This window comes from Reinekea sp. (genome assembly GCF_982785585.1).
Genome location: NZ_CEYAVF010000030.1, coordinates 1 through 22,036, shown reverse-complemented (window position 1 = coordinate 22,036; position 22,036 = coordinate 1). Strand labels below are relative to the sequence as shown.

Sequence of the window (22,036 nt, the reverse complement as noted above, 5' to 3'; positions counted from 1 at the left end):
GCAATCATACTGTCATTGGATTGGGTTTGTTGACGTCCAATGCATATTTTTTAATCGCTTTGGTCACTACCTTGGCTTCGATCACACCCTCATCGGCCAAGGCTTTTAATGCCGCCACCGTGATCCAGTTGCGATCTACTTCAAAGAAGTGACGCAGCTTGGCGCGCGAGTCACTGCGGCCAAACCCATCGGTACCCAACACGGTATAGGACTGGGGTACCCACTTGCGGATCTGATTACCATAGTTTTTCATATAGTCACTGGCCGAAATAACTGGCCCACGGCGCGCTTTGAGCATCTGCGTGACATAGGCTTCAGCCTGGTCCGCTTCCGGATGCAAGAGGTTCTGCCGGTCGACTTCAAGACCATCACGGGTCAGTTCGTTATAGCTGGTGACCGCCCAAACATCGACTTCGACTTTATAGTCGTTACGCAGCATTTCGGCTGCGGCACGAACTTCCTGCAAGATGGAGCCAGAGCCGAACAGCTGCACAGCCTGCTTGCTCTTCTTAACGCCATCTTCCAGCAAATACATGCCTTTCTTGATGCCATCGATCATCTCAGGCTCTAAGCCGGGATGCTGGTAGTTCTCGTTCAGGGTGGTAATGTAGTAGAAAACATTTTCCTGATTCTCGATCATCCGGCGTAAACCGTCTTGGACGATGGTGGCAATTTCATAGCCATAGGTAGCGTCATAGGTCACACAGTTCGGAATGGTGCCAGCCAGTATATGACTGTGGCCATCCTGATGCTGCAAACCCTCACCGTTGAGGGTGGTCCGACCGGAGGTCGCGCCAATCAAGAAGCCCCGTGCCTGCAAATCGCCTGCGGCCCAAGCCAAGTCACCGATACGCTGGAAACCAAACATGGAATAGTAGGCGTAGAACGGCACCAGCTGGTAATTATAGGTACTGTAAGAGGTCGCCGCGGCAATCCACGAGCTCATGGCACCGGATTCGTTGATACCCTCTTGCAGAATTTGGCCTTTGAGATCTTCTTTGTACCACATGACCTGATTCTTATCCTGCGGGATATAGGTCTGTCCCAATGCCGAATAGATACCAAATTGGCGGAACATGCCTTCCATACCAAAGGTCCGGGCTTCGTCCGGGACAATCGGCACGATACGTTCGCCGATCGCCTTGTCTTTCATCAACTGGGATAACAGACGAACGAAGTTCATCGTGGTGGATATCTCACGGTCACCAGAATCTTTGGTGATCGAGTCGAAGGCCTCGAGCGTTGGCACGGTGACCTTGCCTTCGGCTTCTCTGCGACGGATCGGGATATAACCGCCCAAGGTATTCCGGTGGTTGCGGATGTACTGCATCTCAGGACTATTTTCGTCCGGACGATAAAAAGGAATCTGACCTGCATCGAGATCGGCATCGGAAACGGGCACACCGCATCGGTCACGGAACTGCTTTAGGTCATCAACCGATAGTTTTTTCAGCGAATGAGTCATGTTCTTCGCTTCACCGGCTTCGATGCCATAACCCTTGACGGTATGCGCCAAGATGACAGTCGGTTTGCCGTTGTTGTCGTTAACCGCACGATTGAACGCCGCATACACCTTATAAGGGTCGTGGCCACCACGGTTCAAACGGAAGATATCCTCATCGGAGAGATCTTTAACCAATTCCGCCAATTCAGGATACTTACCAAAGAAGTGCTCACGAGTGTAGCTGCCGCCATGAGATTTATAGGATTGCAATTCGCCATCGACGACCTCGTCCATACGTTTTTGCAACAAGCCTTTGGTATCGTTAGCAAACAGTCGATCCCAATGGCGACCCCAGACGACCTTGACCACATTCCAGCCAGCGCCGCGGAACATACCTTCCAATTCTTGGATGATCTTACCGTTGCCGCGCACCGGCCCGTCGAGCCGCTGCAGGTTGCAGTTGACGACAAAATTGAGGTTGTCTAGGTTCTCGCGACCGGCGAGCGATATAGCGCCTAAGGATTCCGGCTCGTCCATCTCGCCGTCACCCAGGAACGCCCAAACTCGGCCACCTTTTTCAATCTTTTCGTGGTTTTCCATATAGCGCATAACATGCGCCTGATAGATTGCCTGTATCGGTCCCAAGCCCATCGAAACGGTCGGGAACTGCCAGTAATCGGGCATCAACCAGGGGTGCGGATAGGACGACAGGCCATTACCGTCGACTTCACGACGAAAGTTGTGCAATTGGTCTTCGCTTAACCGACCTTCAACGAAGGAGCGTGCGTAGATACCCGGGGATATATGGCCTTGGAAGTAGACCATGTCACCCGGATGGGTCGCGGTAGGTGCCCGCCAAAAGTGGTTAAAGCCAATGTCATAGAGGGTCGCAGAAGACTGGAAGCTGGAAATATGGCCACCCAGATCATCGCCGGACTTGTTGGCGCGAACCACCATGGCGACCGCGTTCCAACGAATGATGGCGCGGATTTTTCGCTCCAGCTCGTTGTCACCGGGGTATTTAGGTTCTTCTTCCAAACGGATGGTATTGCGAAAGGGTGTATTAATAGCAAAGGGGACCGAGTCGCCCGTGTGTGTCACCTGGTCAGAAAGCCGTTTCAATAAGAATTGCGCGCGATCAGCGCCTTCTTCGCGCACTACAGAACTTAGTGCGTCGAGCCACTCTTGCGTTTCAATGGTATCAATATCATGTTCCATAGAGTTAAACCCTCTTCCCCAATGGTTAACGGACCAATGCCGTAGTAAGTGTTAAAAATTCAGTCAAGCTCAGCAACCGAGGCGAATTATTATTTAGCGCCCTAGCCGCAGTAAACTCGATACTCGAGCCGGTAAATCGAAGATGTCGCTGTTAGCGACATTTTCAGAAAGGGCGAAATTCCGCTTTTTTTGTCGCCCTAAATAGAAAACGGCAGCCGAAGCTGCCGTTATCAATGATTTTTTATTAGGTGTCTTTTTACAGGATATTACCAACACTTACAATCTTAAATGTGTTCGACCCGCCATGCACCCCTTGATGATCGCCATAGGCCAAAATGACGAGGTCGCCGTCCTTGACCCTGCCGCGTCGCTTCACTTCGTCGACCGCGAGTCGATTTACCTGATCACCGGCATGAGCGGTGTTATCAAATGGGATGGCCTCGACACCTCGGTACAGGGCGACCCTGCGTGCAGTGCTGTCGTGTCGGGTCAGGGCATAAATCGGCAAGCCGGAGCTGATTCGCGACATCCACAGGGGTGTGGAGCCCGATTCGGTCATGCACAGGATGGCTGTGACGCCGCGCAGATGATTGGCGGCATACATGACTGTCATGGCGATGGTTTCGTCGATACGCTTGAACTCCGTGCCAATGCGGTGGCGTGACACGGTGGTCAGCTTGTGTCGTTCGGCACCCAGGCAAATGTCGTGCATCGCCTTGACGGTTTCAATAGGGTATTTGCCTACGGCCGTTTCGGCCGAGCACATGATGGCGTCGGTGCCATCCAGAACGGCATTGGCGACGTCGAACACCTCCGCCCGGGTCGGAAATGGATTGTCGATCATCGATTCCATCATCTGGGTGGCCGTGATCACGATGCGATCCAAAGTTCGGGCCCGCTTGATGATATGTTTTTGCACCCCGATCAGCTCTGCATCGCCGATTTCCACGCCCAGGTCGCCGCGGGCGACCATCACGACATCGGATGCGAGGATGATTTGATCTAGGTTGTCGTGGTCCAAGGTCGCTTCAGCACGTTCCAGTTTGGCAATCAGTTCTGCACTGGAGCCCGCCGCATTGAGCAGCTGGCGCGCCTCGATCATGTCCTGCGCGCTGCGCGGAAAGGACACCGCGACATAGTCGACGCCAATTTCAGCGGCGGTGAGTATATCTGCCTTGTCTTTGCTGGTCAGCGCTGCGGCTGAGAGGCCGCCGCCTAACTTGTTAATGCCCTTATTGTTAGACAGCGGGCCACCCTGAATAACCCGCGTATGGACCGCATTCGCTGCGACTTGCTCAACCTGGACCTTGACGCGGCCATCGTCTAGCAAATAGATGTCGCCGACCTGGCTATCGCTGGCCAGTGCGGGGTAGTCGATGCCGACCCGCTCATGGCTGCCAAGGTGCTTGTCGAAGTCTGCATCGAGGACAAAGGCTTGGCCGACGATCAACTCTATCTTGGCGTCGTCTTTAAAGCAGGCAATGCGAATTTTCGGACCCTGTAAATCGGCCATAATGGCCACTTGCGGCAAACCCAGGTGGGCCGTGATGGCCCGCACCTGTTCTGCCCGGCGCTGATGGTCGGCCGGGCTACCATGCGAAAAGTTTAAGCGAACCGTATTGGCGCCGGCCTGTAACAGTTGTTCGAGCACGCCTTCTCGATCTGTCGCCGGGCCCAGAGTGGTTACAATCTTGGTGCGTCGCATGGTCATTGTGGGTTCTCGCTGTTCTCGGCCAGAGGCCTTTAGTGAAGGTCGATACGGCTCGCCACCGAACTAAAGCACGAGCAATGCTTAAAGTTAGTTGCACGGCAACTGTCTCTAAGCATTATGTTAGTCGGCATCTTCAAGTTTGTAACGTGTATCAGTCAGGGCCGCCTTGATTCGTTTTAGATGGCTTTGGAATTCAGGCCCTAACTTAAGCGTTACGCCGGTCGCCATGACATCTAATAGGGTCAGATGCACGATACGCGACGTCATGGGGGTATACATGTCGGTATTTTCTGGACTGTCGACACCCAACAGAATGTTGCTGTTGGCGGCCAAGGGCGAGTGGGGCGAGGTCAGGGCGATCACCGTGGCACCCGAATCACGGGCGATCTGGGCAGTTTCAACCAGCGAGATGGTTCGGCCGGTATTAGAGATGATGACTACTACATCCCCAGGTTTGGCGGCGGCGGCGGCCATGCGTTGCTGCAGTACATCGGTATAGTGCACACAGGGCGTATTGAGTCGGAAAAACTTATGCTGAGCGTCCATGGCTACGCTACCGGACGCGCCTAGGCCATAAAATTCAATGCGCCGAGCTTGAGACAGGGCGTCAACCGCGCGGCTCAGTGCGTTTGGGTCGATTGAGCGCTTGGCGTCGCTAATCGCGCTCATGGTCGCCTCAAAAATTTTGCTGCTGTAATCCTCGACCCGATCGTTCGGCTCGACATTGCGATTCACATAGGGGGTGCCCGTCGCCAGACATTGCGCCAGCTTTAGCTTAAAATCCGGGAAGCCGGTACAGTCCAAGCTGCGGCAAAAGCGATTGACGGTCGGCTCTGAGACATCCGCCGCCTTAGCCAGGCTGGCTATACTGGAGCGGATGGCTTTGTTGGGATCATTAAGGATAACGACGGCGACCTTGCGTTCGCTTTTACTGAGGCAACTTGGGTTGGATTTAAGGCGATCTAATATATTGGCAGTCATTGTAGTTTTTGTTCCAATTTTGATTGCCTTAGAATTGTAGGAAATCAACAACTTCAAGGTAAAGTGATCCAGCTCTAGCAATCGTGTGTTTGCCCGAGGAAACGTCATTTAAGCCCACATTGTAAAGGTTCAAACCAATAAAGCATTGTATTATCAAGAATTATGCTGGTTATTATGTAGTAAAATTACGTGAAAAGTGATTGAATGCCTAATTTACTGCCTTTAATGAAATAAAGCTACATTTACACTTTTAGTCAGGAGTAAGATGAACCCAGTTATCACCCCGGTCCACTGCAATGTCGTAATTTTTGGTGGCAATGGCGATTTGGCAATCCGCAAGCTGTTGCCGGCGCTCTATCATCTCGAACGCGATGGTCATATTTGCGGCAGTGCCCGAATAATAGGGGCCTCGCGCAGCGATCTGGGCGGCGAGGCATACCGGGCTCTGGTCCGGGCCGGGTTTGACGAATTTATTGGTGCCGAAGATTGGGACGAAAATCTCTGGTCAACCTTCTCTGAGCGACTCGATTACATTGCTGTGGACGCCAAAGATCCAGCGTCCTTTGCCAAGCTAAAGCGTGCCTTGGGTAGCGAGTTCGAAGCTCAGGACACGGTTTATTATCTGTCCACCGCACCGCAGTTCTTTGGTCCTATCTGTGAGAACCTGGCCGCAGCCGGTCTTATTTCGCCGTCCAGTCGGGTGGTGTTGGAAAAGCCGATCGGCAAATCATTGGCCTCATCGAAGGTGATCAACGACGCGGTCGCCAAGGTCTTCCCCGAAAACAATATCTACCGAATCGACCATTATCTGGGCAAGGAAACGGTACAGAATCTATTGGCACTGCGCTTTGCCAACGCCTTATTCGAGCCGGTTTGGTCCAACTCCCATATTGATAATGTCCAGATTACCGTGTCAGAGACGGTCGGTTGCGAGGGGCGCTGGGGTTATTACGACGATTCCGGTGCGCTGCGCGATATGATCCAAAACCACATGCTCCAGCTCCTGTGCCTAGTGGCCATGGGCGTACCCGTTTCACTCGAGCCGGAAGCGGTGCGAGCCGAAAAAATCAAGGTGCTTAAATCGCTCAAAACCATGTCGCCCGATCAGGTCCGCCGCAACGCGATTCGAGCCCAATATGGTGCCGGCAATATGGCCGGCAAGGCGGTACCCGGCTATAAAGAAGAGCCCGGTGGTAAGCCCGAATCGAGCACTGAAACCTTCGTGGCGATTAAAGCCGAGCTCCATAATTGGCGCTGGCGGGGTGTCCCCTTCTTCTTGCGCACGGGCAAGCGTTTACCATCCCGTTTTAGCGAAATCGTTATTCAGTTTAAAAGTGTGCCGCACTCTATTTTCCCGTCAACGTCGAATCTACTGCCCAATAAGCTAGTGATTCGGCTGCAGCCGGAGGAATCGATACAGCTCTCCATGATGAATAAAATTCCGGGGCTTAGTGAAGGCATGCCAGTTATGCCGGTCACCCTGAACCTAACCATGCCCGATCGTTTTGCCGAAGTGCGCGTCCCCGAAGCCTATGAGCGGCTCATTCTCGATGTGATGCGCGGTAATTCCACGCTCTTCGTGCATCGTGATGAGGTTGAGGCCGCCTGGGTCTGGGCCGATGCGATACTCGATGAGTGGTCGGTTTCAACGGTCGAACCACACAGCTACCCCGCGGGCAGCTGGGGGCCGCAAGCGTCCTTCGAGTTGACCGCTCGCGATGGCCGATCTTGGCATGAATCCAAATAATTAAGGAGCTCTAAGCGCGATGATTACACCGCAGATTTTTCCAGATCGAGACAGCCTAACCCAGCAGTTGTCGGAGCAAATAGTCGCGCGTCTAAGCGCCGACCTGCTGGCCTTCGGCGTGGCCAGCCTCGCCGTGTCCGGTGGGCGCACGCCGGTCGATCTACTGCAACGTCTCAGTCGAGCCGATATCGATTGGCCCCATGTTTGGGTGACCCTGGTCGATGAACGCTGGGTCGATAAGGCCGACGAGGCCAGCAACGAGAGGCTGGTGCGCGAAAATCTCCTGATCCACCATGCCGCAGCAGCCCGTTTTATCGCCTTGAAAACCGAGCACGAGCACCCTAAGGATGCGCTTGCGGAGCTGAGCGTTAGTTTGTCAGTCTTGCCTGAGCAGTTCAGCGTGGTGGTCTTGGGCATGGGTGAAGATGGCCACACTGCCTCGTTTTTCCCGGGTGCCGCTACCCTAAGCGATTGTCTCGATTTGACCAATCCTCAGCCCTGTTGCGCCACCTTGCCACTCACCGCCCCTCACGCTCGGATGACGCTAACCTTACAGCGGATCTTAGCCAGCCGCTGGTTGGTTTTGCATCTGACCGGTGATGCCAAGTTAGACGTGTTAACCGAAGCCTGGCAAGACGGTCCGATTGAGTCGCTGCCGGTGCGCAGTGTGTTAAAACAAGAGCAGAGCCCGTTGGCCATCTTCTTTGCCAGCTAACTAACCGGAGATCTCCATGAGCCTCACCGTACAGAAAATTACCGATCGAATCGTCGCGCGCAGTGCCAAATCCCGAGCCAAATATTTGGCCAGGATGCAGCAGGCAGGCGATAACATCCCCGATCGCAAGCAACTGTCCTGTGGCAATCTGGCGCACGGCTTTGCCGCCTGCGAGCCGGCAACCAAAAACACCATTAAAATGATGAACGCGGCTCATATCGGCATCATTACCTCCTATAACGATATGCTCAGCGCGCACCAGCCCTACCAGCGTTTTCCGGCCATCATTAAACAGGCGGCAGGTGAGATGGGCTGCACCGCCCAAGTAGCCGGCGCCACCGCGGCCATGTGCGATGGCGTGACTCAGGGTCAGCCGGGGATGGAGCTGAGCCTGTTCAGTCGAGACAACATCGCCATGTCGGCGGCCATTGGCCTGTCGCACAACATGTTCGACGCGGCGATGTATTTGGGCGTATGCGATAAGATCGTCCCCGGTCTGGTCATGGGTGCTCTGCGCTTTGGCTATTTGCCCACTATTTTTGTCCCAGCCGGGCCCATGCCGAGCGGTTTGCCCAACGACGAAAAAGCCCGCATTCGCCAAGAATATGCTCAGGGTAAGGTGGGCCGTGATGAGTTGTTACAGGCCGAATCGGATTCGTACCACAGTGCCGGCACCTGCACCTTTTATGGCACAGCCAACACCAATCAGATGTTGATGGAGATTATGGGCTTGCATCTGCCGGGCAGTAGCTTTGTCAATCCGGAAAATTCACTGCGCGACCTGTTGACCGCCGAAGCCACCAGTCAAGTTTTGCGCATCACACGGCAGAATGGTCAGTACACACCGCTCTATGCCATCCTCACTGAAAAGGCCTTTGTTAACGGCATTGTCGGTCTGCATGCGACGGGTGGATCCACCAACCTGACCATTCACCTGATTGCTATGGCGCGTGCCGCAGGCATTATTTTGACTTGGCAAGATTTTGCCGATCTGTCGAAAATTGTACCCTCGATTGCACGGGTCTACCCCAACGGTATGGCCGATGTGAATCATTTCCACGCTGCCGGGGGTTTGCCCTATGTCATCGGCCAATTGCTCGAGGGCGATTTGCTGCATGAGGACGTGACCACCATTATGGGTCAGGGCCTGCATCGCTATACCCAAGAGCCCTTTATCGAGGCCGGCCAGGTTGTGTTTAAGGCCGGCACCGTGGCATCGCTCAATAAGGACATCGTTCGGCCCATTACCGAACCCTTTAGTCTGGAAGGTGGCCTGCAGGTCTTGGATGGCAATTTGGGTATCGGTGTAATCAAGAGCTCAGCGCTTAAAGAAACTCAGAAAATCATTGAGGCCCCCGCGGTTATCTTTGACAGCCAGCACGACTTGCAGGCGGCCTTTGACGCAGGGCAACTCGATCGGGATTGCATGGTCGTGGTCCGTTTTCAGGGTCCAAAAGCCAACGGCATGCCAGAGTTGCACAAGTTGACACCGTTGCTCGGCGTATTGCAGGACAAGGGCTATAAGGTCGGCCTGGTAACGGATGGCCGTATGAGCGGTGCCTCCGGCAAGGTGCCTGCGGCCATTCACGTGTCGCCGGAAGCCGCCATAGGCGGTCCGTTGGCCCGTATTCAAGAGGGCGATATAATCTATTTAAACACCCATACCGGCGTTTTAGCGGTTCGTCTGACAGAACAAGAACTCAGCCGCCGCAGTCTCGCCTCGGCCGATTTATCGGCCAGCCACTTTGGCGTTGGCCGTGAGTTGTTTGCCCATATGCGCATGGCCGTCAGTACGCCGGAAGAGGGTGCTACCGTATTTCGTTTTGAAGATTTTGAGGAGTAGTGCATGCAAGAATTAGGTCTAATTGCCGATATTGGCGGCACCAATGCGCGTTTTGCCTTGGCACCGATACACACCTTGGCGGCGGGTCAGGAACTGGTCATTCGTGAAGCCGAATTGATTGCGCCTACGGCCTTAAATGGTGCGCATTACGCCACCATTGGTGACGCAATAGAAGCCTATCTGTCGGGCCCCGCCAAAGGCTATGCCCGTCCGGCCCATGCAGTGATGGCCATCGCCTGCCCGACGGATCAAGATCAGATCAGTATGACCAACCATACCTGGGCCTTCAAGGTCTCGGAATTGAAGGCGGCCACGGGTTTGACCAGCCTAAAGTTTATCAACGATTACAACGCCCTGGCCAATGCCATTCCGCATCTCGATGAAGCCGATTTGATCCAGGTCGGCCCCGGCGCGGCGGTTAAGGGTATGCCCATCGCCGTAACCGGCCCGGGCACCGGCTTGGGTCTCGCGGCGCTAGCGTTCAGTGCGGTCGGCCCGGTCACCCTGGAGACCGAAGGGGGGCATGCACACTATGCACCGACCACCGAGACTGAAATTGACATTCTGCGTTTCTTGTTGAAAAAATACAGCCGCGTTTCAAATGAACGACTTATTTCCGGTATGGGTTTGGAGAACATATACAGCGCCTTGACGGCCATGCAGGGCGCCGAAAAATTCTTAACCGCCCCGGAAATTTCCACCGCAGCGGTGGCGCAAACAGACCCGATCTGCAGCCAGGCTTTGGCGCAATTTTGCGCAATAGTCGGCAGCTATGCCGGGGATGTTGCCCTAACTCTTGGCGCTAAAGGGGGTCTCTATATCACCGGGGGTATTATTCCGCGCTTTATCGATTTCTTTGCGCAGAGTGAATTTCGCAGCCGCTTCGATGACAAGGCACGCCTATCCGGTTTCGTGACCCCCATACCCACCTATGTGGTGGTCGCCAAACAACCTGGTCTATTAGGCTCGGCCGCCGTGTTAAACCAACGCGTCAACTATAAATTGTGGGACTGATAAGAGTCTTGGTCAGCCGAATGTTGGTCAATAACAAAATAAGAGAATTGCTGAATGAACTATACGCTTGAAGATATAATGACCCAGGCCTATCCGGTAATGCCGGTGTTGGCCGTGGAGCGAGTCGAGGATGCCATCCCACTAGCGCAGGCGCTGAAAGCCGGTGGCTTAAACGTATTGGAAGTCACCTTGCGCACGGCCAATGCCATGGCGGTGATTGAGGCGATGAAAACCGTCGCGGGCGTTATCGTCGGCGCAGGTACTGTAACCCGAGTCGAGCAGCTCCACGAGTTGGTGCGCATCGGCGCCGATTTCGCGATCAGCCCGGGCGCCACACCGGCGCTGCTGGCCGAAGGCAAACGGGTCGAGCTGCCTTTCCTACCGGCGATCGCAACCGTCTCGGAGATGATGCAAGGCTTGGAGTTAGGGTATGAGCATTTTAAGTTTTTCCCAGCCGAAGCGGCAGGTGGCACAGCGGCCCTAAAATCCTTTGCCGGCCCCTTTCCCAAGGTTCGTTTCTGCCCAACGGGTGGCATTTCAGTAAAAAACTTTAAAGACTATTTAGCCCTAGACAATGTTACCTGTGTCGGTGGCTCCTGGCTGGTACCATCGGATGCACTCGCAGAACAAGACTGGGACCGAATAGAGGCATTGGCCCGGCAAGCCTGTTTTTTGGTTTAACTGGCTTAACCGGTTGAAACAAGTGCTGGCAGGTAACCCATGCACCACATCAAGCTGGCTTGCCGGTCACCGTTTTCCGAGCTGCATTGCGCTAGTTCAGCGGCACCCGGGCTTGCTGAGGTGGTCACGTTTGGCTGCTAAGCGCGCACTATCAGTCGATACCAAAAGCCCGAACTCCACCTGGTTGAAAATCCTTCCCAGTTGGATCCTTTTCAAGGCGTACTTTCTGAAGCTCTACTCTACACTGTCGGGCAAATACGATAGGGCGAATCAAGAGTGATTGTGATCGAGCACTCCGCCGTAAATCAAATGTCCTAAGGAGTGACCGATGGCGAACTATGAGCTGGCTTCAAAAATTGCTCATCTACGCAAAATTTCCACCAGCTTTGTTGATTATCAAGGCAATGAGGCACAGGTTCCATTCGAAAATATTGAATTAATTCTCAGTGCCATGGGTTACGAGCTTGAGGACGAAGCAAAGCTAGCCCACGATGCCTGGCAGCTCGATACCCACCAATGGAATCAGTTACTGGAACCTATTACCGTATTGTCGCCGCTAAGAGATTACTGGGGCATCAATATCTATGTTAAAAATTACGAGTTGAGTCAGGCGGGCCATTGGTCCATCACCTGTGAAACGGGCTCACGGCTTGAGGGGTCCTTTCATTTGGACGGCCTAAACCAGACCGGCGATTATTGGATGGGTCACATTCAACATGTGCGGCGTATTCTGCCGTTGCCCATGGATTTGCCCTTGGGTTACCATCAGATTCAAGTTAGTGTCGGTGAATCCACAATGACCTCGCCGCTGATTGTGACCCCGAAAACCAGTTATCACAGCGAGCCGATGCGGCGCGGGGATAAGACCTGGGGAACTGCGATTCAGCTCTACACCCTGCGCTCTGAGTCCAATTGGGGCATGGGAGATTTCGGCGATTTAGCGCAACTGATTCGCGATATGGCCAGCGCCGGTGCCGATGTTATTGGCTTGAATCCAATCCATGCCCTATACCCCATTAGCCCTGATCATTGCAGCCCTTATAGCCCGTCGAATCGCAGCTTTTTAAATGTCCTGTACACCAACATACCCGATGTACCGGAATTTCTAGCGTCACCGGCCCTGCAACGAAAAATAACCACTAAAACCTTTGCTGCCCGCGTAACCGCTTTACGCGCCTGTGACGATGTCGACTATGCCGGGGTGAGTGCGTTAAAGTTTGAATTTTTTGAAGCGCTTTTTGCACTCTTCTGCAAAAATCATCTTGGCAAAGGCACTGCACGTGAGCGATCGTACAATGAATTTGTTCGCTCCCAGGGCGAGCCATTACGCAATCATGTCCTCTTTGATGCCTTGTTGGCGCATTTTAAAGCCCTTGATATTAACGCATGGGGCTGGCCAGTTTGGCCCGAGGCCTATCAAGATTATCGCTCCGAGGCGGTGGCCGAGTTTGCCGCCGAGCACGAACGGGAACTGAACTATTGGACTTATTTGCAATTCATTGCCGATGAGCAGCTGCAAAACGTTAACCAGTTAGCCAAGGACCTGGGCATGAAAATTGGCCTATATCGAGATTTGGCGGTCGGTGCCGACCGTGGCGGTGCCGAGGTCTGGAGCAATAAAGAGAATTTTTGCCTGAGCGCGGCGGTCGGTGCACCACCCGATGCCTTGGGTCCCAATGGTCAGAATTGGGGGCTGCCACCGCTGGACCCGATTAAACTGAAGCAGGAAGGATATCAAACCTTTATTACCTTATTGCGCAATAACATGCGTGCCTGTGGCGCGTTACGGATCGATCATGCTTTGGCTCTGTTGCGTCTGTGGTGGTGCCCGCCAGGCAAAACAGCTGCATTTGGGGCGTATGTTTATTACGACCTGTTCGATTTGCTGGGAATCCTGACACTCGAGTCTCAGCGCAACCAATGTATGGTTATTGCCGAAGATTTGGGCACCGTGCCGGAAGAGGTGACGGCGTTCTTTCCTCAAGCCGAGCTCTATTCCAATAAGGTGTTTTATTTTGAAATGGACGGCGTCGTCTGTACCGAACCACAAGACTACGCCAGCAAGGCGCTGGCAATCGTCTGCAACCATGATATGCCGACCGTCAGGGCTTTTTGGAACAAGAGCGACTTGGATCTGCGCAACCAGTTAAATATGTTCGCCACCGACGAGGATTTTGTCGACGAGCAGGCCCGCCGTGAACAGGCCAAAGGCCTGATTCTCGCGTTATTACAGAAGCACGGCCGCCTACCCCAGGGGGTCAGCCTCGATCCAGCAGATTTAGCAGCCATGACGCAGGCGCTGTGCTTTGCCATCCATAAACAACTGGCCTCGAGTCGCTCGCAAATAGTGGCGATCCAGCTTGAAGATATGATGATGATCAATAAGCCGGTCAACATTCCCGGTACCAGTCATGAGTATCCCAATTGGCGACGCAAACTGGACCGAAGTAGCCAAGAATTGTTTGCCCAGTCCGATATTCAACAATTTTGTCGTGATATTACCGGCTTGCGTCAGCTTTAGTGGCGGTAACGCTTCGGCCCTCGCGTCGATTCCGGCTAAATGTTTCACCGCCTCGACCCGCTACAGCCTATGAATTTCCTCGGTTTGTTAATCTAGGCACCATGACTTGGGTCAGCTGTTGTGAATTTATACTTGCATTTGGTAGTATAATTACGTCTATAATGAGTCCATTGGATATCAAGCTGTAATAAAACTACAAAATGGCGATATAGGCTTATTTACCTTTGGGTAATCGCCGCATGGGCTCCCAGTCTAGATACTGGCGAGCAACGCTTCAAACGACGATAAAAGAGTGAACACAGATGGCCAGTATTAAGTTTGAAAACGTAATTAAAAGCTATGGTGATGTAAATATCATCAAGGGTTTAGACCTCGAAATCCGTGATAAAGAATTCATGGTTTTAGTCGGACCTTCCGGTTGTGGTAAATCTACCACCCTACGTATGATTGCCGGTTTAGAAGAAATAACCGACGGTAAACTCTATATTGGTGATCGGGTTGTTAACACCGTTCACCCGAAAGATCGCGATGTTGCCATGGTGTTTCAGAGCTATGCGCTCTATCCCCATATGACCGTTTATGAAAATATCGCCTTCGGTTTGCGCTTACGCAAGATGGCGAAAGATGAAATTGATCGTTTGGTTACCGAAGCCGCGGACACTCTAGGCTTGGCGCAACTGCTCGATCGTAAACCCAAAGCCTTGTCCGGTGGCCAGCGTCAACGGGTCGCCTTGGGTCGAGCAATTGTGCGCAAGCCGTCGGTGTTTTTGTTTGACGAGCCGTTGTCAAACCTGGATGCCGAATTGCGGGTGCAAATGCGCGCCGAAATTGCCAACCTACAGAAGCGCCTTGGCATTACCTCGGTCTATGTAACCCATGACCAGGTTGAAGCCATGACCATGGGCGATCGCATCGCGGTGTTGCACGATGGTAACCTGCGCCAGGTCGGTACCCCCTTAGACCTATATGACACGCCCGCGAATGTCTTTGTCGCTCAGTTCATTGGCACGCCGAACATGAATATCATCAAGATGAAAGTATCTGATGATGGCAAAACCCTCTCTCATACCGACGTGACCATTGCCGCACCGGCCTTCTGGAAAGCGGGCATCGAGGCCCGTAAGGGTAAGGAAGTCTATGTTGGTTTCCGTCCAGAGCATGTCCGCGATGCGGCTGAGCACGAATGGAAGAACACCGCGTCGATCGCCGGTAAAGTGACCATTATTGAGACTTTGGGTCATGAAGTTGTCGTTCATATGACGATGAGCAGTGAGAAGAAGCCCTTTATTGCCAAGATGGATGTGCACCGCACACCGCAGCTGGGCAACAACCTAGAATTACATATCAATACCGATAAATTGCATCTGTTCGACGGCGAAACGGATCAACGCCTCTAGTCGTTCAGGCACATTATTATGACTTGAAGCCGGCCCATGTCGGCTTTTTTAATGCCTGAGCGTTTTGTGAATCGGCGACCCGTGCTGAACCCTTTGAGCTCTACCGTTAAAAAACCTATACTCTGGCGCTGCCTTCGTGTCTAGGTTGTGGGCTCTTATTTAGCCCTGTGTTTCATCTTTGAGGTCGTCATGAAATTTCAAATAGCGTCACCGAGCCACTACTTCACCGATTTGCGCCTACCCTGGTCGCGACACCTTAACGATTGGCCGGAAGAGTACTTTGTCGAAGTGGCGCGCGGTATTCATCGCAATGTGGTCAAGTTTATTTCGCACAAAGACCAGGTTTATGCGTTAAAAGAATTATCAACGCCCATCGCGCAAAAAGAATATCGACTGTTGCGAGAATTGCAGGAACTTGGCTTGCCGGTGGTTGAGCCCGTGGGCCTGGTTACCAATCGTGATGAAAATGTCAGTGGCTCAACCTATTTGTCGGTCGCCAAACCCAGGACCGTGGATCTGCACAACCGTGGCCTGTTGATAACCAACTATATGGTGGGCGCCTTACCCTATCGTAATATCGTTCAGCAGGGCATTTCACCGAAGCAAATGCATCAAATGCTTGATGCCTTGGCCGAACTGCTAGTCCGCCTGCACTTATCCGGCTTTTATTGGGGCGACTGTTCTTTTTCGAATGCGCTTTTCAAACGCGATGCCGGGCTGATGGCAGCCTATCTGGTCGACGCCGAAACCGGCGAATTGCTCGATGAACTCACCGATCGTCGTCGGGAGCACGATTTGGACCTGGCGCATACCAATATAGCCGGGGATCTGATGGACATCGAGGCATCATTCGGATTGCCCGGCCAAATGGATCCCGTTGACCTGGCAGACTCCTTATTGGATCGCTACAACAACTTGTGGGCTGAGCTCACGCATTTTGAAATATTCAATCCAGAAGATCAGTTTTTGATCGAAAAACGCATTAGTCGACTTAACGATCTAGGTTTCGATGTCGAAGAGATGGAAATTACCACCGTTGATGACGGCAAGCAGGTGCGCATGGTGCCGCGTGTGGTTGAGCACTGGCATCATAAGCGTCGCTTGGCCGCTTTAACTGGGTTTCAGGTGCAGGAGAATCAGGCTCGGCGGTTGCTGAATAGTTTGAATCGCTATCGAATTACCCTCTCCGAGCAGGAAGGTCGTGACGTTCCCTTACCCGTTGCGGCCTATCGCTGGATTTCGGAAATATTTAACCCATCGGTACAGAATATCCCTATAGAATTGAAAGGTGGTCTCGATGACGCTGAAATCTTTCATGAAATTTTGGAGCATCGCTGGTACTTAAGCGAGGCGACCCACGCCGATGTAGGGATGCCATTTGCGTCACAAAGCTATATCGATACGGTATTACGGCGGCGCAACTCCTAGCAGAGCAGGCCGTTAAACCTGCATATTTGACCGTACCAGACTTTTATCGATGCGACGCCAGGAGCATCTCGGGCACTGGAGCTCCTGCCCTTAGACTCAGGACATCAACTGGCACTATTGAAATCGAATGGCTAGCACCCATCTATAGGGGCTACTATCATCCAACCCCAATCTTTACTGAGAACGCCATGGCGAATGCCCTAGAAATATCACATTTAATTAAAACCTACGACAATGGCTTTCAAGCCCTAAAGGGCATCGATTTACAAGTTCCACAGGGGGATTTCTTTGCGCTCTTGGGGCCAAACGGTGCCGGAAAGTCGACCTGTTTAGGAATTGTCTCGTCGCTGGTCAATAAAACCGGCGGGTCTGTGAAGGTCAATGGCTTTGACCTGGTTTCACAGCGCGAGCAGGTCAAGCGTACCCTGGGCGTGGTGCCGCAAGAATTCAATTTCAATGCCTTCGAGAAGGTCAATGACATCATCGTTCAGCAGGCCGGCTACTATGGTTTGCCGCGCAAGCTGGCGCACCAGCGCGCGGAGAAATACCTCAAAAAGCTGGATTTATGGGACAAGCGCGACAACCAGGCGCGGATGCTGTCCGGTGGCATGAAACGGCGCCTGATGATTGCCCGAGCCCTGGTACACGAACCGTCTATGCTGATCCTGGATGAGCCCACGGCCGGCGTCGACATTGAGATTCGGCGCTCTATGTGGGTGTTCCTGAAAGAGCTCAACGATCAGGGCACCACGATCATCCTGACGACCCATTATCTGGAAGAAGCCGAATCCCTTTGCCGTAACTTGGCGATCATTGGCCATGGCGAAATTATTGCCCAGGGTCCAACCAAGGAAATGCTCAAGGGTAAGGATAAGTCGACCTTTATCGCCGACATCCAAGAAACCGTGCTGGAACTGCCGGCCGAACTGGCAGCCTTCGGGGCTTTTATGGTCGATGACCACAGTATTGAATTTCATATTAATAGGGGCGACAGCCTGAATGAAATTTTTGCGCTGTTCAGCCGTCACAATCTACAGGCTATGAGCATTCGGCCCAAGACCAATCGACTCGAAGAGTTATTTGTCGACCTCACTGATCACCAGAACGAACAACAGGCGGCAAAATTATGAGTCATCCTTACTGGGTCGCGTTTTCCTCTATCGTGGAAAAAGAGGTTAAGCGCTTTTTGCGTATCTGGCCGCAAACGCTGCTACCGCCGGCGATCACCATGGTGCTGTATTTTGTGATATTTGGCAATCTGATCGGCAGCCGCATCGGGCAGATGGGCGGCTTCGATTATATGGAGTTTATCGTACCGGGTTTGATCATGATGTCGGTGATTACCAACAGCTATGGCAATGTCAGTTCGAGTTTTTTTTCCAACAAGTTCCAGCGCTCACTAGAAGAACTTCTGGTCGCCCCGGTGCCCAATTGGATTATTCTGTCCGGCTTTGTTATTGGCGGTGTTGCTCGCGGTATTGCCTGTGGCGCAATCGTCATGGTCTTGAGTCTATGGTTTGCTGATTTGAGCGTGAAACACCTTTGGGTGACGGTGTCGGTAACCCTATTAACCGCCATTGTTTTTTCATTGGCCGGGCTTATTAACGCCGTTTACGCCACCAAGTTTGATGACGTCACCATTGTCCCGACCTTTATCTTAACCCCCCTCACATACCTGGGTGGGGTGTTTTACTCGGTGTCGCTGTTACCCGACTTTTGGCAGGTGGTGAGTCATCTCAATCCGGTGCTCTATATGGTCAACACCTTCCGATATGGCATCATTGGCGTGTCCGACATTCCGATTGGCTTTGCCTTCGTGATGCTAATCTGTTTTGTGCTGGCCTTAGGCGGCTGGGCCCTTTATCTGCTGACTACCGGTCGCGGCCTGAGAACTTAGGAATAATTGAATGAAACCAGAATACTCACCATTGGGTAAAAGCAGTGCTTATGCTGACCAATACGATGCCTCCTTGTTGTTCCCGATACCGCGACTCGACAAGCGCTTGGAGCTCGGCCTCACGACGGATCTACCTTTTTCCGGCGTTGATATTTGGAATGCCTATGAGTTGTCATGGCTCAATGCACGCGGCAAGCCGCGGGTTGCGCTAGCCGAATTTAGCGTGCCAGCCGGGTCACCGAATATCGTCGAATCGAAGTCGTTAAAACTGTATTTGAACAGCTTCAACCAAACTCGGTTTGACGATGACGAGCAGGTGCAACAGCGGCTCGTTCAAGACCTTTCGTCGGCGGCGAACAGTCCGGTGCAGGTCAAGGTTATTGCCCTCAACGCCGAGCCGAGTAGCCTGGTGTTTCAGTCCGACTCGGCCGAATGTATTGATGACCTGGATATCGAAATCGAGAATTATCAACCGAGCCCGGGCGGTTTGGTGGTCAGCGACACGGTGGTCAGCGAACAGCTAGTGTCACACCTGCTGAAGTCCAATTGCCTGGTCACCGGACAGCCCGATTGGGGCAGTGTCTATATTGACTACACCGGGCCGCAGATCGATCGAGCAACTTTACTGCGCTATTTGATTTCTTTTCGACAGCACAATGAATTTCATGAGCAGTGTGTGGAGCGAATTTTTGTCGATTTGAAGTCGGCCTGCCAGTGCGACAAATTGACCGTCTATGCCCGTTATATCCGTCGCGGTGGTCTGGATATCAACCCATTTCGCAGTGATGATCCGAGCGCGGTGGTCAACAACATTCGCCATATTCGCCAGTAGACTAGTTGAGGTCCCGGCCGATCAGGGACTTCTTTATTTTTTCTAAGGCATCGATAATCTTTTCTTTTTCGTAATTTTTAATTTTCTCCATATCCACCGACACCGAAAAACCATCGAGGTCCAACTCGGTAAATGATCGCCGTGCGCCTAAGTCCCTGCGAAAGTCGACCACTTGGTAAACGGGAATAGGGCGACTGAAACCTTTGGCCTTAATCTGCCCCTTTGCCGTGCAGAGAATACGATCCTGTACTAGGGAAAAGGTTTCATAGGAAATTAGGATTTCGCTCGGCTCGGCTGCCGATTCCAGACGTGACGCCAAGTTCACTTCCTTGCCCAGCAGCGTGTAGTCCATGCGAGTCTCCGCCCCAAAGTTACCGACCGTACAATAGCCGGTATTAATGCCCATACGGATTTCCAGCGGATGTTGAATGCCCTGGGCTTTCCAACGCTGGCGCAGGATTTTCATCTGCTTACGCATTTCAATGGCCATGGCCACGCAGGCTTCGGCATCGCGTTTGACACCCTTGGTGTCCGGATCGCCAAAAAATACCATGATGGCGTCGCCGATAAACTTATCGATGGTACCACCGTATTTCATAACGATGCGGCTCATCGCGGTTAGATAGGTATTGATCAGGTCGGTGAGGGCTTCAGCCTCCATCTGTTCCGACAATTCACTGAAGCCCTTGATGTCCGAGAAAAATATTACCAGCTGTTTGCGCTGGGTCTCCAACTTCACGTCCTGCTTGCCACTAAAGATATTGGCCCAGACCTGCGGCGACAGGTATTTGGAGACCTTGCGCGATAGGGTCCGATAGCGTTCATTTTGCTTATACATTTCCAATCGTGCCGCCTTGAGTCGACGTGCTGACTGATTAGTATAGAAAGCAGTAGTAGCAACATATAGGCCGGTGCCCAAGGCCGCGATTAGGCTGGTTACTAACACAGGTTCGGTGAGCTCAAAGTCGGGCAGCAGAAGATACATACCCCCGGCCCCAGCGCCAAGCGACATCAAACACAGCAGGTAGGCCAAGGCCTGGCCGATGGCGATAAAGCTGGCATTGGCCATAATCAGGATAAAAATGGACGGCATAACGGGCAAGCCCATAGCCACTAGAATGATGCCAATGAACAGGGCATCAAACAAGATCAACAGATAGCCGATTTGTTTTGGATAGCGCCGTCTCAGGGGTAGGCTCAGGTAACGGATCAGGGTTGGATAGGCTAAACAAAAACCCACTATCAGCACAAAAAATTGTGAAATAGAACCATAGCCTAAGGTACTGAGCAGGGTTCCGCCCAAGGTTAAATAGACAATGGAACGTGAATTGAATTCAGCCGAAATGGGCAGGATAGTAAAGTCGTCAAATAGCTCCAATTCCTGGGTGGTGTTCTGGTCGAGACCAGTGGTTGCGGCGGAATTGACGGACGGTCGCGTGATCATAGTTAGATTCACCTGAAAGTGTCATAATGCGCACACCACGCACTCTGATAAACACCAGTTCTAATGTACCTTAAAATAACGCCAAGATCATGGGCCGAACGATGACTTTTATAGAAAATACTGATTTTTTAACCGGGCTCCAACAACGAGTTTCACATCCACGTTTAACAGCCCCGGCACCGAACAGTGATCAGATGGCCAGCTGTTATCAGGCCGCATTCCGAGCACCGGATCATGGCCGATTGCGACCCTGGCGCTTCGTTGAGGCCCAGGGTGACCAACGCCAAGCCTTGGGCGCTGTGCTGGCCCAGGCGATGCTGTTAGCGCAGCCGGAATTGACCGATGCTCAGGTCGATAAGCTTGTCAACGGTCCGTTGCGGGCACCCTTGGTGATCCTTTGTTATGCCCACCTAACCGAGCATCCGAAGGTTCCGGCGAGTGAGCAGTTGCTAGCGACCGGCTGCGCTGTTTATGGTCTGTCCTTGGCGCTGCGCGCCTTGGGTTTTGGCTCGGTTTGGCGCACCGGCGAAAGCTGTTATACACCAGCGGTTCATCGTGCATTGGGTCTTGGGGCAGATGATCAATTGGTCGGTTATCTGTATGTGGGAACCGCAACAACAGCGGATAAAAGCGTTCCGGAGCTGTCGCAGGATGACTTTGTTAGCCAATTCAGCCCGCTGTAGCCTAGATCCTTAGTGCTAAGCCATTGTTTTCTTTAAACAATCCTTGCCATCCGGGTTTATTTTAGCTAAAGTTCGGCACCGTTTTAGTGATGTTTACTTTTTAGCATCGCTGGCACGGCATGAACTGTCTATACCCTGTTCAGTTTGTTAGGTGAGTTGTCCGAGTGGCTTAAGGAGCACGCCTGGAAAGCGTGTAAACGAGGAATCGTTTCGAGAGTTCGAATCTCTCACTCACCGCCATAGTATTGGTATCTGCAAAGGTATCTATCTTGAAGTCGGAGCATAGCGCAGCTTGGTAGCGCATCTGGTTTGGGACCAGAGGGTCGGGGGTTCGAATCCCTCTGCTCCGACCAATTCAAGATCTCAGTACTATTCCACCTGCTCGACGCGAACCGCCAGACCCCAGGGTCGTGGCCGAATGCGGTCCAGTCCGAATCCCTCTGCTCCGACCCATTCAAGATCTCAGTACTATTCCACCTG

The 22,036-nt window shown here is 52.6% G+C and carries 16 protein-coding genes and 2 tRNA genes; 14 read left to right on the top strand and 4 right to left on the bottom strand.

The genetic code is table 11. From position 1 onward, the window contains the following. Positions 1-4: 4 nt before the first annotated feature. From aceE to hexR, 3 genes are all read right to left on the bottom strand, one after another. Positions 5-2,662 (bottom strand): pyruvate dehydrogenase (acetyl-transferring), homodimeric type, encoded by a 2,658-nt coding sequence (gene aceE, locus AC4FIC_RS11895; protein ID WP_100257672.1) that lies wholly within the window; start codon positions 2,660-2,662, stop codon positions 5-7. Between the two features lie 256 nt (positions 2,663-2,918). Further along, a complete protein-coding gene (pyk, locus tag AC4FIC_RS11890; protein ID WP_273285772.1) occupies positions 2,919-4,367 on the bottom strand; it encodes a pyruvate kinase in 1,449 nt (482 codons plus the stop codon). A 126-nt stretch (positions 4,368-4,493) separates the two neighbouring features. Then, entirely contained in the window at positions 4,494-5,354 is an 861-nt protein-coding gene (gene hexR, locus AC4FIC_RS11885) for a transcriptional regulator HexR (protein ID WP_100257671.1), read from the bottom strand. 265 nt (positions 5,355-5,619) lie between these two features. Here hexR and zwf point away from each other — a divergent pair, with 265 nt between their 5' ends. The 11 genes from zwf to queF all read left to right on the top strand — a co-directional run bounded on the left by zwf (position 5,620) and on the right by queF (position 19,429). Further along, positions 5,620-7,101, top strand: coding sequence for a glucose-6-phosphate dehydrogenase (gene zwf / locus AC4FIC_RS11880; RefSeq protein WP_100257670.1), 1,482 nt, complete (start codon positions 5,620-5,622; stop codon positions 7,099-7,101). 19 nt (positions 7,102-7,120) lie between these two features. After that, positions 7,121-7,816, top strand: a complete 696-nt coding sequence (gene pgl / locus AC4FIC_RS11875; protein ID WP_100257669.1) for a 6-phosphogluconolactonase — start codon at positions 7,121-7,123, stop codon at positions 7,814-7,816. A gap of 16 nt (positions 7,817-7,832) precedes the next feature. Next, positions 7,833-9,659: a phosphogluconate dehydratase gene (gene edd, locus AC4FIC_RS11870; RefSeq protein WP_100257668.1), complete on the top strand. Its 1,827-nt coding sequence runs from the start codon at positions 7,833-7,835 to the stop codon at positions 9,657-9,659. 3 nt (positions 9,660-9,662) lie between these two features. After that, positions 9,663-10,673, top strand: coding sequence for a glucokinase (gene glk, locus AC4FIC_RS11865; protein ID WP_100257667.1), 1,011 nt, complete (start codon positions 9,663-9,665; stop codon positions 10,671-10,673). Between the two features lie 54 nt (positions 10,674-10,727). Beyond that, positions 10,728-11,354: a bifunctional 4-hydroxy-2-oxoglutarate aldolase/2-dehydro-3-deoxy-phosphogluconate aldolase gene (locus AC4FIC_RS11860; RefSeq protein ID WP_100257666.1), complete on the top strand. Its 627-nt coding sequence runs from the start codon at positions 10,728-10,730 to the stop codon at positions 11,352-11,354. A gap of 328 nt (positions 11,355-11,682) precedes the next feature. Next, positions 11,683-13,875, top strand: a complete 2,193-nt coding sequence (gene malQ / locus AC4FIC_RS11855) for a 4-alpha-glucanotransferase (protein ID WP_100257665.1) — start codon at positions 11,683-11,685, stop codon at positions 13,873-13,875. 302 nt (positions 13,876-14,177) lie between these two features. Then, positions 14,178-15,272: an ABC transporter ATP-binding protein gene (locus AC4FIC_RS11850; protein WP_100257664.1), complete on the top strand. Its 1,095-nt coding sequence runs from the start codon at positions 14,178-14,180 to the stop codon at positions 15,270-15,272. Positions 15,273-15,461: 189 nt separating this feature from the next. Beyond that, positions 15,462-16,700 (top strand): DUF4032 domain-containing protein, encoded by a 1,239-nt coding sequence (locus AC4FIC_RS11845; RefSeq protein ID WP_100257663.1) that lies wholly within the window; start codon positions 15,462-15,464, stop codon positions 16,698-16,700. Positions 16,701-16,888: 188 nt separating this feature from the next. Then, positions 16,889-17,830, top strand: a complete 942-nt coding sequence (locus tag AC4FIC_RS11840) for an ABC transporter ATP-binding protein (RefSeq protein ID WP_100257662.1) — start codon at positions 16,889-16,891, stop codon at positions 17,828-17,830. Beyond that, positions 17,827-18,597, top strand: coding sequence for an ABC transporter permease (locus tag AC4FIC_RS11835; protein WP_100257661.1), 771 nt, complete (start codon positions 17,827-17,829; stop codon positions 18,595-18,597). The genes AC4FIC_RS11840 and AC4FIC_RS11835 overlap by 4 nt, the downstream gene beginning before the upstream one ends. Before the next feature lie 10 nt (positions 18,598-18,607). Beyond that, the gene (queF, locus tag AC4FIC_RS11830) at positions 18,608-19,429 is read left to right on the top strand and encodes an NADPH-dependent 7-cyano-7-deazaguanine reductase QueF (protein ID WP_100257660.1); all 822 of its coding nucleotides are present in this window, start codon (positions 18,608-18,610) and stop codon (positions 19,427-19,429) included. Position 19,430: 1 nt separating this feature from the next. Here the strand turns inward: queF and AC4FIC_RS11825 are convergent, their stop codons facing one another. Further along, positions 19,431-20,873 (bottom strand): adenylate/guanylate cyclase domain-containing protein, encoded by a 1,443-nt coding sequence (locus AC4FIC_RS11825; RefSeq protein ID WP_100257659.1) that lies wholly within the window; start codon positions 20,871-20,873, stop codon positions 19,431-19,433. Positions 20,874-20,974: 101 nt separating this feature from the next. On the opposite strand from AC4FIC_RS11825, the gene AC4FIC_RS11820 reads away from it, so the two are divergent. The 3 genes from AC4FIC_RS11820 (at position 20,975) to AC4FIC_RS11810 (ending at position 21,909) form a co-directional block, all read left to right on the top strand. After that, the gene (locus tag AC4FIC_RS11820) at positions 20,975-21,556 is read left to right on the top strand and encodes a nitroreductase family protein (protein ID WP_100257658.1); all 582 of its coding nucleotides are present in this window, start codon (positions 20,975-20,977) and stop codon (positions 21,554-21,556) included. 150 nt (positions 21,557-21,706) lie between these two features. Continuing rightward, positions 21,707-21,796: transfer RNA gene (locus AC4FIC_RS11815), tRNA-Ser, on the top strand. A gap of 36 nt (positions 21,797-21,832) precedes the next feature. Next, positions 21,833-21,909: transfer RNA gene (locus tag AC4FIC_RS11810), tRNA-Pro, on the top strand. Positions 21,910-22,036: the final 127 nt, after the last annotated feature.

Bases quoted from the DNA above. Each gene is read 5' to 3' on its own strand.
- aceE (WP_100257672.1), bottom strand. From the start codon at position 2,662: ATGGAACATGATATTGATACCATTGAAACGCAAGAGTGGCTCGACGCA.
- pyk (WP_273285772.1), bottom strand. From the start codon at position 4,367: ATGCGACGCACCAAGATTGTAACCACTCTGGGCCCGGCGACAGATCGA.
- hexR (WP_100257671.1), bottom strand. From the start codon at position 5,354: ATGACTGCCAATATATTAGATCGCCTTAAATCCAACCCAAGTTGCCTC.
- zwf (WP_100257670.1), top strand. From the start codon at position 5,620: ATGAACCCAGTTATCACCCCGGTCCACTGCAATGTCGTAATTTTTGGT.
- pgl (WP_100257669.1), top strand. From the start codon at position 7,121: ATGATTACACCGCAGATTTTTCCAGATCGAGACAGCCTAACCCAGCAG.
- edd (WP_100257668.1), top strand. From the start codon at position 7,833: ATGAGCCTCACCGTACAGAAAATTACCGATCGAATCGTCGCGCGCAGT.
- glk (WP_100257667.1), top strand. From the start codon at position 9,663: ATGCAAGAATTAGGTCTAATTGCCGATATTGGCGGCACCAATGCGCGT.
- AC4FIC_RS11860 (WP_100257666.1), top strand. From the start codon at position 10,728: ATGAACTATACGCTTGAAGATATAATGACCCAGGCCTATCCGGTAATG.
- malQ (WP_100257665.1), top strand. From the start codon at position 11,683: ATGGCGAACTATGAGCTGGCTTCAAAAATTGCTCATCTACGCAAAATT.
- AC4FIC_RS11850 (WP_100257664.1), top strand. From the start codon at position 14,178: ATGGCCAGTATTAAGTTTGAAAACGTAATTAAAAGCTATGGTGATGTA.
- AC4FIC_RS11845 (WP_100257663.1), top strand. From the start codon at position 15,462: ATGAAATTTCAAATAGCGTCACCGAGCCACTACTTCACCGATTTGCGC.
- AC4FIC_RS11840 (WP_100257662.1), top strand. From the start codon at position 16,889: ATGGCGAATGCCCTAGAAATATCACATTTAATTAAAACCTACGACAAT.
- AC4FIC_RS11835 (WP_100257661.1), top strand. From the start codon at position 17,827: ATGAGTCATCCTTACTGGGTCGCGTTTTCCTCTATCGTGGAAAAAGAG.
- queF (WP_100257660.1), top strand. From the start codon at position 18,608: ATGAAACCAGAATACTCACCATTGGGTAAAAGCAGTGCTTATGCTGAC.
- AC4FIC_RS11825 (WP_100257659.1), bottom strand. From the start codon at position 20,873: ATGATCACGCGACCGTCCGTCAATTCCGCCGCAACCACTGGTCTCGAC.
- AC4FIC_RS11820 (WP_100257658.1), top strand. From the start codon at position 20,975: ATGACTTTTATAGAAAATACTGATTTTTTAACCGGGCTCCAACAACGA.